Genomic DNA, 17,546 nt, shown 5'->3' on the forward strand with positions numbered 1-17,546 from the left:
TTAAAAGTGCAAAGATAAGAGTAATATTGATAGTGGTCAAGATTAGCGCTCAGTATTCCCAAACGCTTTATGATATTCTTCGGCAGCCTCGGATAGCGTGGTATAAAAAGTTTCGCCATACTTCCGAATTAAAGGCGTTTTTAAAAATTGATAAACTGGTACTTTTAATTCTTTACCCAGCTGACAAGCGTCACTACAAATCGTCCATTCATGGTAATTAAAGGCGGTAAAACTAGGATATTCCGTAATGCGGATAGGATACAGATGGCACGAAATCGGTTTTTGCCAATCTATAGTTCCAGCTTCATATGCCTTTTCAATACCGCATTTGGTAATACCATTTTCATCAAAAATAACATAAGCACAATCTCTATTATCAATAAGCGGTGTTACTAAATCTCCATCAAAATCCTCAACTGAAGTGCCTTGAGATTCTATTGCTTTCACACCTTCTGGACGAAGGAAAGGCTTAATTTTAGGATAAATTTCTTCTAAAATATCGGTTTCTTCTTTGTCTAAAGGTGCTCCTGCATCGCCTTCTATACAACACGCACCTTTACAACGGCTCAAGTTGCAAACAAATTCTTCATTAAATATATCTTCTGAAATGAGTTTATCTTCTATTTGAATCATAATGTAATATTTTGAATTTCAATAACTTTTCCTATCTTAAATAATATCAATGTGATAATTAATACCATAAGCCCTATTTCTTGCACTGCATATTTGGGAATAAATCGCAGTGTTCTACTGATAATAATGCTGGCAGGTAAGGCTAAAAAGAGTAAATATTCGTAATTGTCTCCCATATACAGCACAATAGTAAACATCTGAGTAATGGTGTAAAGCAAAATAAAAGTATATCTAAATCTGCTCCTTGGGCTTTTTTTATTATAAAATTGAAAATGATTGAGAATACCATAAAGGATTAATCCTAACACTGGAATTAATAAATATAATGGATAAAAATCTGTTCTTAGATGTTCTGGAAAAAATGGAATATATTGAGGGTTGAAACTATGATGCCCCAAAATATACATACATTCTAAGTATGATATTAGGATAAGTAAAAATCCAAACCCTAAACGGAAAAAATTAAGTCCTATCCGATCTGAGGTTGCCAATAAATGAAGCACTACAAATACAATAGTTGCCCATGTGGTAGGTAGAAATAAATAGCCAATAGCTAATAATGCTCCCACTAATAAATAATAATTTTTTTTAAAAACCTCCTCTCGCGTGGTTAAGATAAATAATATTAGGGCATTGGTGAATAGATTAACAGCAATACCTATATCAATATTGTTTCTATAAAAGGCAAATACCAAAAAAGTATAGATGAAAAAAGGTAAATGTGTACGATAATTAAGCCCAATTTTATTAAATAGAAAATATCCCAAGGCAATTCCCGAAAAGCTAAACAGCCCAGAAAACAAATGCATTTTATTGAAATACAATACATTGAACCCTGCAATCATTAAAAAAAGAACCCCTACATAGATAGGAATAGAAAAAATTTTTATCTCTTTTGAGAGTAATTTGAACATTTTTTTTTAATTTTGTGCAAAGTTAATTTAAAAAACAAAAATAATGACTTCTTTTTGGTTATTTTTAAGCAGTGTATTCAAATGGTCTTTTGGATTTTTTGATACCACAGGTTATGTACTTAATTGGATTTTATTTTTAGTCGGTTGTGCCTTCTTTGTCTATTGGTGCTATGTGCTAGTTAGTACACTTGGAAACAATAAGGATAAAGAATACTATTCCCCTACGGAAGGTAAACATCCTTACTATAAACCAGAGTTATATAAGAAAGAGGATTACTAAGCCTTTAGTAATCTAAACACCCAAATATAAAAATACCCAATACACTTATGTATTGGGTTATTTCTGTTTTAATTAAAACCTAAATTCTGGAAGTTAATCAAAAATATAGTTAAGGGTTACACTCACCACTTGCTCTGATTTCTTTTTGAGTGTATTAGGGTCTTGCGTATAATCTTCTACCATTTTAGGGTAGGTATTAGATAAACCTAGGTCATATTTTAAAGCAATTTCCCATTGTCTTTGATAGCTAAACCCTACGCCTACACCGATACCAAAATTAAATGAAGCTGCTTTACCATTAATCCCTGGGTATTTTGAATCTCCTTCTATGGCATATACTTTTCTAGACGGATTTTCTACGGATTGGCTCATTAAAAAATTAAATCTAGGACCTACCATTCCGAAAAATTCAGTTTCTGCTTCAGAAAAATAACCTTTAATATAAAGTGGTACAGAAAGATAATTATTATAATATTTAGTAGTTTTATTACCACCTTCGTTCTTATTGTATCCCGTTTCACCAGCTTGGTAATATTGCACCTCTGGTTGGATATAGAATTGGTCATTATTATCAATTGGCACCATAGCCAACGCTCCAACTTGGAACCCTAATCTTTTTCCCGAAGGATTGTGTGCATTTCTCACTCCTGAATAGTTGGCACCCGCACCAATACCAAATCTGGTATTTTCAAATTGGATACTTAACTGAGCGAAGGATAATGTCGTCAATAACATCGTTCCCATTAACGCTAATTTTTTCATAGTATATATTTTTATTTTGGAAGAAAAAACCTCAATGAGTAATATCATCAAGGTCTTTTCTTATTATTAATTCTTTTCTTATTATTAATTCTTTTCTTATTATTAATTCTTTTCAAATTGTAGATAACATTAAGCTAAAACCTTAGCCACAGTTTTACCAATATCTGCCGGTGAATCTACTACATTGATACCATGCTCTCTCATAATTGCCATTTTAGCTTGTGCCGTATCTTCAGCACCACCTACAATCGCACCCGCGTGTCCCATAGTCCTACCTTTAGGCGCGGTTTGTCCGGCGATAAATCCTACAACTGGCTTTTTAGAACCACTCGCTTTGTACCATTTAGCCGCTTCAGCTTCTAGGTTACCTCCAATCTCACCAATCATAACCACCGCATCGGTTTCTGGGTCGTTGATGAACATTTCTAAAGCTTCTTTAGTAGTTGTTCCAATAATTGGGTCACCACCAATACCGATAGCCGTAGAGATACCATAACCTGCTCTCACCACTTGGTCAGCAGCTTCGTAAGTTAAAGTCCCTGATTTAGAAACGATACCCACTTTACCTTTTTTAAAAACAAAACCTGGCATAATACCGATTTTCGCTTCATCTGAAGTAATGATTCCTGGGCAGTTAGGTCCGATTAAACGACAATCTTTACCTGCGATATATTCTTTTACTTTAGTCATATCTGCTACTGGAATACCTTCTGTAATACATACAATGACTTTAATTCCAGCGTCTGCAGCTTCCATAATAGCGTCTGCAGCAAATGCAGGCGGTACAAAGATGATACTTACATTAGCTCCTGCTTTTTCTACCGCTTCTGCTACTGTGTTGAACACAGGCTTTCCAAGGTGCTCAGAGCCTCCTTTTCCTGGTGTAACTCCACCGACTACATTGGTTCCATATTCTATCATTTGGCTGGCGTGGAAGGTTCCTTCATTACCTGTAAATCCTTGTACAATTACTTTAGAATCTTTGTTAACTAATACTGACATATTGATATATTTTTTATTTTTTTGTTATCATACTCATTTTTAGAGTATCTCATTAAGACTTAATTATTTCATTTGAAAGTGTTTAATGTTTTAATCCTTCCTAAAAATAATTTCGGTAAATTTAGTCATTTTTAGAGAGATGAAAAAATTATTTTATTTCAAATTTTTTAATTTGGCTTCTTTTTTCAAATACGACCTAAAATCATCTGCAAGTAAACCAAAATAAGTTCCTTTTTTTAAGTTTTTATTGACGCCCGATTTTGCTAATAACACCGCACCTTTTTCCACACGAACACCAGATGCCATTCCTACCTGCCCCCAAATGGTCACCTCATCTTCTATAATGCAACATCCTGCAATCCCCGCTTGTGAAGCAATCAAACAGCGTTTACCGATAATGGTATCATGCCCAACCTGAATCTGGTTATCAAGAACGCTACCTTCCCCAATAATCGTTTCCGCTGTTACTCCTCTATCAATAGTGCAATTATTTCCTATTTCTACATCATTTTCAATAACGACATGCCCCACCGAAATCAATCTATCAAATTTCCCATCTACCTTTCTATAATAAAAGGCATCACCGCCAATCACCGTGTTGGATTGGATGATGACATGATCGCCGATTATCGTTCTATCACCAATGACTACATTAGGATAAATATGACAATTTTTTCCAATTTTCACCCCATTACCAATCACTGCTGAAGGATGGATAAATGTGCCTTCACCAATTACCGTATCTTTAGACTCTGCTTTAAAATGGTCCACTGGGACAAAATGCGTATTGATTTTATTAAAATCTCTAAATGGGTCGTCCGAAATTAATAAGGCTTTACCTTCAGGACACGGCACTTCTTTATCAATCAAAATAATAGTAGCGGCAGATTGTAGTGCTTTATCATAATATTTAGGATGATTTACGAATACAATGTCCCCCGCTTCCACTCGATGGATTTCATTAGTCCCAAGTATGGGAAAATCATCAGCACCAATAGATTTTGCTTGAATCAGTTGCGCTATGGATTTTAAAGTTTGAGGTTGTGAAAATTTCATAATGCCTAATCTTTGCATATAAAAAGGTTTAGCCAGTACTGACCAAACCTTTTAATTAATTTATTTTACACGCTCTAAATAACTTCCGTCCTCGGTGTTTACCTTGATTTTGTCGCCTGGTTCTATAAAAAGAGGCACCATTACTCTTGCGCCAGTTTCTACAATGGCATTTTTAAGTGCGTTGGTCGCTGTGTTTCCTTTAACACCTGGGTCTGCTTCTACCACTTCTAAATATACCGTTGGTGGAATTTCTGCGGATAGAGGCGTTTCATCTTCTTCTTTCATGATGATGGTCACTTCCTCCCCTGCCTTCATAAATTGGGCATTTTCAATCATTTCTTTATCAATATAGATTTGAGAAAAATCATCATTATTCATAAAGTGGAATCCATTATCATCATCGTATAGATATTGAAATTTTCTGGTGATAACTTTTACCTCATCAATTTTATGACCTGCTGAAAAAGTATTATCTACCACTTTACCATTGGTTACCGATTTTAATTTTGTTCTAACGAACGCTGGTCCTTTACCTGGTTTCACATGAAGAAACTCTATGACTTTGTAAATATCATTACTGTAATTAATACAAAGTCCTTTTCTAATATCCGATGTTGTTGCCATAATATTATCTCGTATTTTTATCTTATTTTATCTATTATATTTTTAATCTTTACTCGTGCCATAGCCCTTTACAATTCCTCTAGGTGAATTTTGGATGAATTGTAAAATTTCATCTCGCTCTGCCGTTGGAAGCATTTCTTTTTCAATATAGGATACCGCTTGGGACACATTCATTTTCATTTGAAAAATAGCGCGATAAATTTTTTGAATTTCAAAAATCTTATCATTAGAAAAACCTCTTCTTCTTAATCCAACAGAATTAATTCCAGCATAGCTCATTGGCTCTCTTGCTACTTTAATATACGGTGGAATGTCTTTTCTTACGAGAGTTCCACCAGAAATCATCACATGTTGTCCAATTTTAGCAAACTGATGAACCGCTGAAAGCCCGCCCATAATAGTATAATCTCCAATTTCCACATGTCCTGCAATACCACAACCATTCACAATGATGACATGGTCACCCAAAACACAATCATGGGCAATATGAGCCGTCGCCATAATCAAGCAATGATTTCCTACTTTTGTATAGCCCAGTGCTTTAGTCCCTCTATTAACGGTTACGCATTCGCGAATGGTGGTATTATCCCCAATAATCGCCTGCGAATCTTCCCCATCAAATTTTAAATCTTGAGGAATAGCGCCAATAACAGTCCCAGGAAAAATTTTACAATTTTTACCGATTCTACTCCCATTCATAATCGTAACATTAGGACCAATCCAAGTGCCTTCTCCAATTTCTACATCCGCAGCAATAGTGGTAAAAGGTTCTACTGTAACATTGCTTCCTATTTTGGCGCGTCTATCTACAGCCGCTAGTTGATGAATCATAGGTTTAGTTTTTAGTTTTTGCCACTTGTGCCATCAGTTCTGCTTCTACTACTACGCTGTTGCCCACATAACCATAGCCTTGCATATGCACAATCCCTCGGCGGATAGGTTCCATAAGTTCAATTTTGAAAATCAGCGTATCTCCTGGCACCACTTTTTTCTTGAACTTAACCTTGTCTATCTTCACAAAGTAGGTAGAATAATTTTCTGGGTCTGGAACACTAGATAACACTAAAACCCCTCCTGCCTGTGCCATAGCTTCAATCTGTAACACGCCTGGCATTACTGGTTCTTTAGGAAAATGCCCTACAAAAAAAGGCTCGTTCATAGACACATTTTTAACCCCTACCACATGGTTTTCCGATAGTTCCAAAATTTTATCAATTAGTAAAAATGGTGGTCGGTGAGGCAGTAGATTCATAACCCCGTTGATATCATATACGGGCTCTTTATCTAAATTAAAGTCTGGAACATTCTTCTTTTTTTGAAGTTTCCATTGTCTATTTAGTTTTTTCGCAAACTGGGTATTCACATAGTGTCCCGGTTTATTAGCGATTACTTTACCTTTTATTTTTACCCCAACTAAAGCCAAGTCACCAATCACATCTAAAAGTTTGTGTCTTGCCGCTTCATTAGGGTAGTTTAGCGTAAGGTTATCTAAAATACCATTCGGGCGAATGGAAATATCTTCTTTTTTAAATACTTTTTTTAGTTTTTCGGTAGTTTCTGGGGTTAGCTCTTTATCCACATAAACAATCGCGTTGCTAATATCGCCTCCTTTTATCAAGCCGTGTTCTAGCAACATTTCTATTTCGTGTAAAAAACTGAAAGTACGCGCATCTGAAAAGTGATCCTTAAATTCGGAAATATCTTTCATCGTAGCATTTTGCGTCCCCAAAACTTTGGTTCCAAAATCCACCATCGTGGTCACTTCATATTTATCCGAAGGGATAATCGTAATTTCAGAGCCAGAATTAGGGTCTACATAATTCATCACTTCTTTGATGACTAAATATTCCCTTAATTGATTTTGCTCTTCAATCCCTACTTTTTCAATGGCTTCGATAAAAGATTTTGAAGACCCATCTAAAATCGGAGGTTCTGCATTATCCATTTCTAAAATGGCATTATCTATATCTAACCCCACTAAGGCTGCCAAAAGATGTTCCGTAGTGTGAATTTTAACCCCTAATTTTTCAATAGTTGTACCGCGTTCTGTCGTAGTGACATAATTAACATCGGCTTCTACTTGAGGGTGACCTTCTAAGTCGGTTCTTACAAATACAAATCCTGTATTTTCCTTAGCTGGTTTTATCGTAAGGTTCACTTCCTTACCTGTATGCAGTCCAATCCCCGAAAGGGTAACTGCTTCTTTTAAAGTTTTTTGCTTATCACTCATAAGTCTAGTCTTTTGAGTTTTTTTCTAATTGATTGATACGGTCTACAATTTTTCCAAAGTTTCTAAAATGCACATAGTTTCTTCTAAAATCCCCTGCTGAAATAGCGGGTGAACCATATAGAATTTCGCCGTCTGAAACTTTGTTATTCACGCCACTTTGGGCTTGGATTTTCACTTGATTACCAATGGTAATATGTCCTACAATACCCACTTGACCGCCAATTTGATTCCAATCGCCAATGGTTGTAGAGCCAGCAATTCCTGCTTGCGCCGCTATTACATTATTCTTTCCGATTTTCACATTGTGGGCAATTTGTATCAAGTTATCTATTTTAGTTCCTTGACCAATAATTGTGGAGCCAATAGTCGCACGGTCGATACTGCAATTAGAGCCAATTTCCACATCGTTTTCTAAAATCACATTGCCTAATTGTGGAATTTTTTTAAATCCTTCTGGGCTAGGCTGAAAACCAAATCCATCACCACCGATTACGGTATTAGAATGGATGATGCAATTATCACCAATAATACAACCATCATAGATTTTTACCCCACTATTAATCTTACAATTTTTCCCAATCTTTACATGTTTTCCAATAAAAACTTGAGAGGCGATTTGAGTATCATCCCCTATCTTTACCTTTTCTGATATAAAAGAAAAAGCCCCAACAAAGACTTCTTTTCCGATACTTGCCGTATCATGTACCGAAGTTTGTGGGTCTATTCCTACTTTTTTATCTTGTTTCATTTCGCTGTAAAGATTCATCAATACCTGAAAAGATAAATAAGCATCTTCTACAGCAATAATGGTAGGTTTATACTCAGATTGGGTGAGTAATTTTTCTGAAACAATTAATACTGAGCATGGTGTATCCTCAATATAATGAGCAAATTTCTCTTGTCCTACAAAAGATAGATGCCCTGCCTCACCGCTTTCTATGGGTGAAACTCCTGTGATTAGCGCATTTTCATCACCGATAATTTTACCTTCGATGACCTCTGCGATTTGTGACGCTTTGAACTCCATATCGTGCAAAGATAATAATTTATCAGATTTTATTTTGATTTTAATGCAAAAAAATATTGAAGCAAGATAGAAATTAGAGCCTAGAACTTAGATTTTAGATGATTGCGGTAAGCACCAGATTACTCAATACTCACCACTTTTAACTTAATACTTAGCCTTTCATCTATATGCCGTAGGCAGTAAGCTTTAAGCCGTAAGCTGTTAAAAACTTAGCATCTTTACAATTACCTTATGATTCTTATAGGCAGACTCTGAAACAAGTTTAGAGTGACAGGATTACTTCCATTAATAATCTATAGTTTAGCATTTTAAATTGCAATAGGCAGCTACCAACCCTCATCACTCAAAACTCAACACTTAATTTATAATCTATAATTCAACATTTTAAATGGAGGCAATAGGCTACAAGCCATAAGCCACTCAACTCTCATCACTTTTCACTTAAAACTTAACCTTTAACCCTTCTTTCACAATCTCGGAAATGCCAAGATGTATTTTTTAGTTGGCTGTTTTAGACTATCGATAAGGATAGATTGTTCGGAAGCCTCTAAACGGGTTTTGGTTTTATCTTTTTCTATTAAATAAATAGGTTGCCGCTCATGGTCGTAAGGCAACAAGGTTCTATTAATTTGATTTACAAAAAACGCTCCCTCTTGGGTTCCAAATTTATGGTTAACTTTTTTTATTTTAGACGCCACAAACTCTGGATTAAAAGGTTTAGAGGAAATAATAGTCTTAGGTAATTGTCGATTGATAATCGCGCGGCAATAATATGATAAAACTAAATCCTTATCGAACTGCCAAATTTTAATTGCTTGTAAAATATCTGTATCATCCAACGAAGTGAACTGGTGCAAATCTTCTTCGGAAACCGATTCAAAATTGGTTTTATATAAAAAGTATTTTAGATTTTCAGATGCTTCCAAGTGATGTCCTTCTGCGATAAGCGTTTTAGCTCTACTTAAAATTTTGATTAACAAAAACTCAGCTAAAGATGCCGTTTTATGGAAATACACTTGCCAATACATCAGCATACGCGCCGTCAAAAAGTTTTCTATAGAATAAATACCTTTAGCATCAACGACCAACTCATCATCCGCAACATTCATCATAGAAATAATGCGTTGCGTATTGATATTTCCTTCGGAAACACCCGTGAAAAAACTATCGCGCTTTAGGTAATCCAATCGGTCTACATCCAATTGAGAGGAAATCAGTTGATTGAAAAACTGTCTGGGATACCGTCCTTGAAACATCAATATCGCAGTAGATAATGCCCCAGAAAATTTCTCATTTAAACGGTTCATTAATAATAAGGACAACTTTTCGTGATGCCAGTCCTCCATCAATACCGATTCTAAAGCGTGTGAAAATGGACCATGCCCAATATCGTGTAAAAGAATGGCCAACATCGCCGACTTTTCCTCTTCTTTACTGATTTTAACGCCTTTTAATTTCAAAGTTTCTAAAGCGGTAAACATCAGATGCATCGCACCAATGGCATGATGGAAACGCGTATGTGTTGCCCCAGGAAAAATTAAATTGAGTAAGCCCGTTTGAGAAATTCGCCTCAATCTTTGAAAATACGGATGTTCTATAACATCAAATAATATTTCGTGGGGGATTTTGATAAATCCATGAACAGGGTCGTTGATAATTTTGAGTTTGTTGGTATGGCTCATAAACTGACAATCAAATTTTGGCAAAGGTAAGGATATTTTTAGTCGTCTACCTTATGTATCCTTTTGGTCAACTGGATTAAAATTCAAATTGTTCAGTTAAAAGTTTATCCTCATCTAATTTTTCAATTAGTGCTTCTAACCCATCAAATTTAATTTCTTCATGCAGAAAATCTCTAAATTCAACTTGGATTTCTTTACCATAAATATCCTCATCAAAATTTAAAATATAAACTTCTGTACTCAAAGATTTACCTTCTACCGTTGGATTAGTCCCGATACTCATCATGCCTTTATAGAATTGCCCGTCAATATAGACCTCTACGATATAAGCGCCATTTTTAGGTAATAATTTCTGTGGGTCAATTTCCAGATTTGCGGTAGGATAACCAATAGTTCTGCCTATTTTTTTACCATGAATCACTTTTCCGCGCAACATATAAGGATAGCCCAACATGGCATTGGCATCATTAATTTTCCCTTGTTTTAGCGCCTCTCTAATTTTTGTAGAACTTATATTTTGATTTTCTAAAGCAATTGCTTCCAGTTGCTGCACTGTAAAACCTAATTGAGGTGCCATCTTTTGCAATAATGAAAAATCCCCCGCTTGATTCTTCCCAAACCGATGATCGTAACCGATAATCAAATGTTTAACATTCAACTGCTCTACCAACACCTTTTTTACAAAGTCTTCTGCGGATAGAGTTCTAAAACTTTCATTAAAGTCCTGAAGGCATAACACCTCTAACCCAAAACCATCCAAAAGTTCGGTTTTTTCTTCTATGGTGTTCAATAACTTTAATGAATATTCTGGATTAAACACCAATCTTGGATGTGGCCAAAAAGACAAAATTCCCGATTTAAAATGATGAGACTGGGCAATGGTATTTAATGTTTTAATTATGCTTTGATGCCCTAAGTGCACGCCATCAAACATACCAATAGACAATACTAGAGGTGTATCTGGATGATAATCGGATAAAGAAGTGATCATGTTCATAAAAAAGAAATTAGCGCAGAATATAATGCTTACTGAACGCTATTAAACAACAATGTTGCAAATATGATAAAAATCTTTTTTTTTACCAATTGTAAATTAATTTATAATGATTATATTTGCACACAAGAAAAAAAATAGAAATGGCAAACCAAATTAAAGGAAAAATTTCTCAGATTATCGGTCCAGTAATAGATGTTGTATTTAGCGAAGTGGAAGACCTTCCAAAAATCTATGATGCACTGGAAATTACAAAACATAACGGCGAAAAACTCGTACTAGAGGTAGAGCAACACATTGGTGACGATACAGTAAGATGTATCGCTATGGATGCTACAGACGGACTTCAGAGAGGTCAGGAGGTAGTAGGACAAGGGCGCCAAATTACCATGCCAATTGGCGAAGGTGTAAATGGTAGACTCTTCAATGTGGTAGGAGATGCCATTGACGGATTACAGGACTTATCTAAAGAAGGCGGTTTGCCAATCCACAGAGAAGCTCCAAAATTCGATCAACTTTCTACTTCAGCCGAAGTCCTTTATACAGGAATTAAAGTAATCGACCTTATTGAACCTTATGCAAAAGGAGGGAAAATTGGTCTATTCGGAGGTGCTGGTGTAGGTAAAACCGTATTGATTCAGGAATTGATTAACAATATTGCTAAAGGTCACGGTGGGCTTTCTGTATTCGCAGGAGTAGGAGAAAGAACGCGTGAAGGGAACGACCTTCTAAGAGAGATGCTAGAGTCTGGTATTATTAAATACGGAGATGAGTTTATGCATTCTATGGAAGAAGGTGGTTGGGATCTTTCTAAAGTAGATACAGAATTGATGAAAGAATCTAAAGCAGCTTTCGTTTTCGGACAGATGAACGAACCTCCAGGTGCAAGAGCGAGAGTCGCACTTTCTGGATTAACTTTAGCAGAATACTATCGTGATGGTGGTGAAGCAGGACAAGGTAGAGATGTATTATTCTTCGTGGATAACATTTTCCGTTTTACTCAGGCAGGTTCTGAGGTATCGGCACTTCTTGGTCGTATGCCATCAGCCGTAGGTTATCAGCCAACATTAGCCTCAGAAATGGGTGCCATGCAGGAAAGAATTACCTCCACTAAAAATGGGTCTATTACATCTGTACAGGCAGTTTATGTACCTGCGGATGACTTAACTGACCCGGCTCCAGCAACAACCTTTGCCCACTTAGACGCAACTACGGTATTGTCTAGAAAAATTGCCTCTTTAGGTATTTATCCAGCGGTAGACCCATTGGGTTCTACTTCTAGAATCTTAGCGCCAGAAATTATTGGAGAAGAACATTACAACTGTGCACAGAGAGTAAAAGAAATTTTACAAAGATATAAAGCCCTTCAAGATATTATTGCCATCCTTGGTATGGAAGAATTATCAGAAGAGGATAAATTGGTGGTTTACCGTGCTAGAAAGGTACAGAGATTCTTATCTCAGCCATTCCATGTAGCAGAGCAGTTTACGGGGATTCCTGGTTCATTAGTAGATATTAAAGATACTATTAAAGGCTTTAATATGATTATTGATGGAGAATTAGACCATCTTCCAGAAGCAGCATTCAACCTAAAAGGAACCATTGAAGAAGCGATTGAAGCAGGAGAGAAAATGCTTTCTGAAAATAAATAATTTTTAACGCTTAGTGCATAAGCCTAAAGTTAAACCTAATGAAAATAAAAATATTAACCCCAGAATATGTCGCTTTTGACGGAGAAGTAGAATCGGTACTTTTACCGGGCAAGAATGGTGAGTTTCATATTATGAAAAACCACGCCGCTATTGTATCTTCTCTTACCGGTGGAAAAGTGAAATTGTATACTGACCAAGTGGCTCAGCCGTATTCTAAAAACTTTTCCAAAGAACAAGAAAAAGATTCTGTCTATTCTTTACCTATCAAAAGTGGCGTTATTGAGTTTAATCATGATAAAGGCATTATTCTCTGCGAAGAATAATGATTCCATTTTCAATAAAAAAAACCTTGAATTTCATAAGAAGTTCAAGGTTTTTTCTTTTTTGTATATTCTTAAAAATTAATATTCATTAAATCTACCCCCACTTGTATTCCGTGTTTGAATGGTAGATGGGCATCATCATTAAAAATAGGAGTAAAATCTTTTTTAACGAACACAGAAAGTCCACCATAGCTCATCGATAACTTGGCACCAAAAATATAAGGATTCACGCCACTATCAATTCGGTCTTGGTATTTTTTGAATTGGTCATCAGCATTATAATATTTCACTTTAGTAATCGTTCTAAGTTTTAGTCCACCATATAAACCTAAGCCTATACGCCATTGCTTTTTACGATAGTCAATATATTCCGTTCCGTCATAAGTTTTGTATTTAGGATTTAGAATGTATTGAAATTCAAGAGGCACTACGGCATAGATATTTCTTAGTTTAGAGCGCTTCAATCGCCCTTTATCAAAGGCTTGTACATTGAGTTGTTCATTATCTTCTGTAAAGATATTGGGTCGCTTCGGCATATAGGTATCCGAACGGTAGCCAATACCATACTTTAGTGATAATGGACTATTTTTTTCGCCTAACTGCACCTCTTTTCTAAGTTGAAGTTCCACAGAATGGGTATTTCCAAATCGCATCGCTGAATTAGCATTAAACGGATGGAAGTCATTCGCCGAAGCTAAGTTTAAAAAACCATAACTAATGGTAAAATCTCTAGTTGGCTTATGTTTTCGAGGGGTATTTACTTTTTTAGGGGTGCTGGTTGTATAATGATCTACCACACCCGTAGCACGAATACCAAAAACTGAAAGCCTTACGCGTTCTTTAGTCAACTCCTCTAGCGCTTGTTTTTCAGCAGCAATTTGGGTATTTATTCTCGCTTCATACTTCTGAGCCACTTGGCTTTTAGCTTGTACTAACTCTTCCGCAGAGCGGTTCTCTTTTTTATACAATTCTTCTAGCGCTGTAAGCTCCCTATTCATCTGTTGTTTCTCGCTATGAACAATACTATCTACTTTTTGGCTGTACCGTTTCATTTTTACTTCATACTGTGTATGTTGCCCATAGACACCAATCGAGCATAATGCTAAAACTAATGTTAATACCGTTTGTTTCATCGTAATAGTTTTTTTAATATTCTTCTTTTTGATATACTGTAACACCTAAGATTTTAACTTCTGTTTTTTCTACTTTAGAAGGTTTGGAAGGTTGAGTTTGTCCTAATTTTTCTTTAGAGCCTTGTTTCTTTTCCTTTTCCAATTCACGCCCGAATAACAAATCCCCCGCAGATACATACTGCTCTGGCACTTGCGTTTCCCCATTTTGGTTAGATAAAGATTGTTTCAAATCCACTTCTGGAGTCCCTTGTGGCTGTTTAGGCATAATCTTCGGTAATGATTCTTTAACTTTCGAGGATTCAACCGAGGGTTTAGAATTAAGTTCTGCTATTTTTTGGGTCGTTATCTCTTTTGCTTTTAAATCCTTCTCATGAATATTATTAGGTTTAATGGTGTTTTCAAAAACCTTCGTTGTATCCAAATTAATCGTTGATGATGATACTTCTACTGGCTCTTGTTTTACAATCTGTGTTTGAAGAGAGGCGTCTTCTGTATTATTCAACCAAAATAGTACAGAAGCAAATCCTATTAACAAAACTGCTGCCGCAGCATAGCGCCATACCCCATTATATTTTGGTGTAGCTGGTTGTATCTCTTGTGCTTGGTTTAGGCGTGCCTCAAGTTTTTCCCAAAGTTGCTCTGGTACTTCGTTAGATGAAGCCTCATAGGAAGTTTTGTAGGCTTCTTTCCAAGATGGTGTGTTAGATTTTAAATTATTTTTCATGATATTTCTCTTTGATTAGGTAGGCTTTTAACCATTTTTTAGCTTTGTTGTATTGACTTTTACTCGTCCCTTCTTTAATATTTAGAATGTCTGCAATTTCGGCGTGTTTTTTATCTTCAAAAACATAGAGGTTGAACACCATTCTATATCCTATCGGCATTGCTTCCAAGATGGTCTGTAAATCCATTGGTAGTTCTGGCGGTAGCGACTCCACCTCTACTTCATCTGGAATTTCATGGTCTATATACAGCACTGGTTGGTGTTTCCTAATAAAACTAATGGCTTCATTAATTACAATACGCCTGAGCCAAGAAGAAAACGCCTCTGCACACTGGCATTGATTAATTTTTGTAAACGCTTTATAAAACGCTTCCATCAATACATCTTCTGCATCCGCAGATTGTGAGACATAAGATTGTACTATCATCAGCATTTTTCCAGAAAATTGCTGGAACAACTGCTTTTGTGCTGTTCTATCTTGCTGCTGTGCTCGTTTAAATACATTTTGAAATTCGTCCACCATAGCCTTCATTCTATACTAAAGACGCAAAAATATAAAAAAGGTTGCCTGAGAAAATTAAAAATTTTCTTTTCTCCAATTAAATTTATGATAGAAATTAAGAAACCAATAAACTACATCCTCGAATATCCGAATGGTCTATACGCCCCAATACTTCAAAAGTGAGTGGGTTTTGTGGTTGAGTTTTCCCTAAATCTTGCGTTGCAATGAAACTACACGAATGGCGATTGGCTAAATCAATAATATTAATTGCTCCCGTTCTACCATGTGCGACATAAGATAAAGGGTCTTCGATATGGCGGATAAGAATACGCATCCACGAAGGCGTTTGGTAAATATTTTCTCCTAATGAATAGGCCTGAGATAAGAGCTCTGTCATGGAATATTCTGAAAATACTTGGGGTGTTTTCAGCTCTGTTTTTAGAATTTTTAGCAACTCATCTTTGGTCATTTCCTCTTTTCTACCCTTCATACCTCCCGTTTCTATAATGCGTAATTCAGGAAATTCGGGCATCACTAGACCATTGGCTTTTAGAGTATCAATAAAATCTAATAACGCGAAAGAAACCCCGAATAAAATAGTCGGTTTCTGCTGAGTTTTTAATCGCTCTAATACTTGGAATAACTCCAAATGATTGTAAAGAAAATAGCCATTTTCGGGCTGGGCAGATTGTTTCATCAGATAATCTACCATATAAACCAATGATGAATTTTGACGCTCTAAATAATTAGGCAGTAATCCCAAAAACACAAATTCTTTGGGTTTTCCTATAAACCGTTCAAAACTTTTAAAAATACTTTTCTGGTAAAGTAATTCATCTGCAATCCAATGCTTAGACAGCAATGATTGTGTAGTTCCAGAACTCTGAAAATATAATAATGCCGATTTTCCTTCTTCTAAAACCGTATGATTTTTGAACATTTCAATCGGTAAAAATGGAATCGCATCCACAGTTTTAACCTCCTCTGGATTGATATTCAAATAATCTACAAACTTCTGATAAACAGCAACATGTTGATATTGGTGACGAAAAGTTTCTAAACAAGCCTTTTCAAAATCTTGCTCATTGGAAATATCAAATATCATCGGTATAGACTTATCCTATTTTAAATCTTTAGCGTATGGTAATCCCTTTTGCGAACCTCTTTGTTCTGCTACTTTTAGCGATACTAAATTTCCAAATTTCACGCAATCCCTTACCGATTGACCTTGACACATGGCGACTGCAAATCCAGAGGTAAAGGCATCACCCATTCCCATTCTATTCGCCTCTTTTTCAGGGTCATTTCTTAGGTATTTCATTTCATAACCATCATAGTAAATAGTAGAATTTACCCCATCTCTTAAAAACAATTTATTAGGTAGTTTTTGTAACACTGCTTCGCTGTGGTCTTCGCCAAAAATAGTTGCTAAATCATTGGTTTTTGCCACAATAAAACTGGCATAATCAATCAATTCCTGTGGTAATTTTCTCGCTGGTGAAGCGTAGACTCCCAGTTTTCGATTGTATTTTTTACACAGTTCCAAAGTTTTCATCACCACTTCTTCGGAGATTTCCAATTGGGTTAATACCAAGTCGGCATCCACAAATACTTTCTCCGCAATCTGAACATGCTTAGGTTTTAAAGCATAATTAGCAGAAGGAGCAACGATAATCGCATTTTTTCCCTGCGAGGCAATCACATACGCCGTACCTGTTTCATGTTCGCCATCTTCTCTCACGAAGCCTACATTTACATTTTCGTCCGTCAGATGCCTTAAAATTTGCTGTCCGTACGGATCCATCCCCACACTCCCGATAAAATAGGTATGCGCTCCCAATCTAGAAGTCCCTACCGCTTGGTTGGCACCTTTGCCTCCAAAAAAATTTTCGGAAGAATTTGCCATAATGGTATCTCCTGGCTGAGGATGATGGTTAGTTTTCAGTATCAAATCTATAGACGAACTGCCCACGACTACAATTTTTGGTTGTTCTGTGCTTCGTGTCAT

General features: G+C 36.0%; 19 protein-coding genes. 3 read left to right on the top strand and 16 right to left on the bottom strand.

Annotated elements, in window-relative coordinates; all coding sequences use genetic code 11:
• Positions 1 to 42 precede the first annotated feature (42 nt).
• The gene (locus C237_RS0107490; protein ID WP_018675882.1) at positions 43 to 633 is read right to left on the bottom strand and encodes a DUF3109 family protein; all 591 of its coding nucleotides are present in this window, start codon (positions 631 to 633) and stop codon (positions 43 to 45) included.
• A complete protein-coding gene (locus C237_RS0107495; protein ID WP_018675883.1) occupies positions 630 to 1,547 on the bottom strand; it encodes a DUF6427 family protein in 918 nt (305 codons plus the stop codon). Before C237_RS0107495 ends, C237_RS0107490 begins: the two co-directional genes overlap by 4 nt.
• 43 nt (positions 1,548 to 1,590) lie before the next feature.
• Between C237_RS0107495 and C237_RS0107500 the strand changes: the two genes are divergently transcribed.
• Positions 1,591 to 1,827, top strand: coding sequence for a DUF6341 family protein (locus C237_RS0107500; protein WP_018675884.1), 237 nt, complete (start codon positions 1,591 to 1,593; stop codon positions 1,825 to 1,827).
• A 93-nt stretch (positions 1,828 to 1,920) separates the two neighbouring features.
• Here the strand turns inward: C237_RS0107500 and C237_RS0107505 are convergent, their stop codons facing one another.
• From C237_RS0107505 to C237_RS0107545, 9 genes are all read right to left on the bottom strand, one after another.
• Positions 1,921 to 2,589: a porin family protein gene (locus tag C237_RS0107505; protein ID WP_018675885.1), complete on the bottom strand. Its 669-nt coding sequence runs from the start codon at positions 2,587 to 2,589 to the stop codon at positions 1,921 to 1,923.
• Between the two features lie 129 nt (positions 2,590 to 2,718).
• Entirely contained in the window at positions 2,719 to 3,591 is an 873-nt protein-coding gene (gene sucD, locus C237_RS0107510) for a succinate--CoA ligase subunit alpha (protein ID WP_018675886.1), read from the bottom strand.
• Between the two features lie 153 nt (positions 3,592 to 3,744).
• Positions 3,745 to 4,647, bottom strand: a complete 903-nt coding sequence (locus tag C237_RS0107515; protein WP_026315564.1) for a UDP-3-O-(3-hydroxymyristoyl)glucosamine N-acyltransferase — start codon at positions 4,645 to 4,647, stop codon at positions 3,745 to 3,747.
• A gap of 60 nt (positions 4,648 to 4,707) precedes the next feature.
• Positions 4,708 to 5,271, bottom strand: coding sequence for an elongation factor P (efp, locus tag C237_RS0107520; protein ID WP_026315565.1), 564 nt, complete (start codon positions 5,269 to 5,271; stop codon positions 4,708 to 4,710).
• Positions 5,272 to 5,313: 42 nt separating this feature from the next.
• Entirely contained in the window at positions 5,314 to 6,102 is a 789-nt protein-coding gene (lpxA, locus tag C237_RS0107525; RefSeq protein ID WP_018675889.1) for an acyl-ACP--UDP-N-acetylglucosamine O-acyltransferase, read from the bottom strand.
• A gap of 4 nt (positions 6,103 to 6,106) precedes the next feature.
• A complete protein-coding gene (locus tag C237_RS0107530) occupies positions 6,107 to 7,501 on the bottom strand; it encodes a bifunctional UDP-3-O-[3-hydroxymyristoyl] N-acetylglucosamine deacetylase/3-hydroxyacyl-ACP dehydratase (RefSeq protein ID WP_018675890.1) in 1,395 nt (464 codons plus the stop codon).
• A gap of 4 nt (positions 7,502 to 7,505) precedes the next feature.
• A complete protein-coding gene (gene lpxD / locus C237_RS0107535; RefSeq protein WP_018675891.1) occupies positions 7,506 to 8,528 on the bottom strand; it encodes a UDP-3-O-(3-hydroxymyristoyl)glucosamine N-acyltransferase in 1,023 nt (340 codons plus the stop codon).
• A 467-nt stretch (positions 8,529 to 8,995) separates the two neighbouring features.
• A complete protein-coding gene (locus C237_RS0107540) occupies positions 8,996 to 10,210 on the bottom strand; it encodes an HD domain-containing protein (protein ID WP_018675892.1) in 1,215 nt (404 codons plus the stop codon).
• A gap of 76 nt (positions 10,211 to 10,286) precedes the next feature.
• A complete protein-coding gene (locus tag C237_RS0107545; RefSeq protein WP_026315566.1) occupies positions 10,287 to 11,207 on the bottom strand; it encodes a bifunctional riboflavin kinase/FAD synthetase in 921 nt (306 codons plus the stop codon).
• 140 nt (positions 11,208 to 11,347) lie between these two features.
• Here C237_RS0107545 and atpD point away from each other — a divergent pair, with 140 nt between their 5' ends.
• Positions 11,348 to 12,856, top strand: a complete 1,509-nt coding sequence (gene atpD, locus C237_RS0107550; protein ID WP_018675894.1) for a F0F1 ATP synthase subunit beta — start codon at positions 11,348 to 11,350, stop codon at positions 12,854 to 12,856.
• Between the two features lie 38 nt (positions 12,857 to 12,894).
• Positions 12,895 to 13,179, top strand: a complete 285-nt coding sequence (locus C237_RS0107555) for a FoF1 ATP synthase subunit delta/epsilon (protein WP_018675895.1) — start codon at positions 12,895 to 12,897, stop codon at positions 13,177 to 13,179.
• A gap of 71 nt (positions 13,180 to 13,250) precedes the next feature.
• On the opposite strand, the gene C237_RS0107560 is transcribed toward C237_RS0107555, so the two are convergent.
• The 5 genes from C237_RS0107560 to C237_RS0107580 form a co-directional block, all read right to left on the bottom strand.
• Entirely contained in the window at positions 13,251 to 14,312 is a 1,062-nt protein-coding gene (locus C237_RS0107560; RefSeq protein WP_026315567.1) for a hypothetical protein, read from the bottom strand.
• A gap of 13 nt (positions 14,313 to 14,325) precedes the next feature.
• Positions 14,326 to 15,036 carry a hypothetical protein gene (locus tag C237_RS0107565; protein WP_018675897.1) on the bottom strand — a complete coding sequence of 237 codons (711 nt, stop codon included), beginning with the start codon at positions 15,034 to 15,036 and terminating at the stop codon, positions 14,326 to 14,328.
• Positions 15,026 to 15,559, bottom strand: coding sequence for an RNA polymerase sigma factor (locus tag C237_RS0107570; protein WP_026315568.1), 534 nt, complete (start codon positions 15,557 to 15,559; stop codon positions 15,026 to 15,028). The genes C237_RS0107565 and C237_RS0107570 overlap by 11 nt, the downstream gene beginning before the upstream one ends.
• Positions 15,560 to 15,653: 94 nt before the next feature.
• A complete protein-coding gene (locus tag C237_RS0107575) occupies positions 15,654 to 16,649 on the bottom strand; it encodes a LuxE/PaaK family acyltransferase (RefSeq protein ID WP_026315569.1) in 996 nt (331 codons plus the stop codon).
• 9 nt (positions 16,650 to 16,658) lie between these two features.
• On the bottom strand, positions 16,659 to 17,546 hold the full coding sequence (locus C237_RS0107580) for a ribokinase (RefSeq protein ID WP_018675900.1): 888 nt from the start codon (positions 17,544 to 17,546) through the stop codon (positions 16,659 to 16,661).

The organism is Riemerella columbina DSM 16469 (assembly GCF_000374405.1).
Lineage (GTDB): Bacteria > Bacteroidota > Bacteroidia > Flavobacteriales > Weeksellaceae > Riemerella > Riemerella columbina.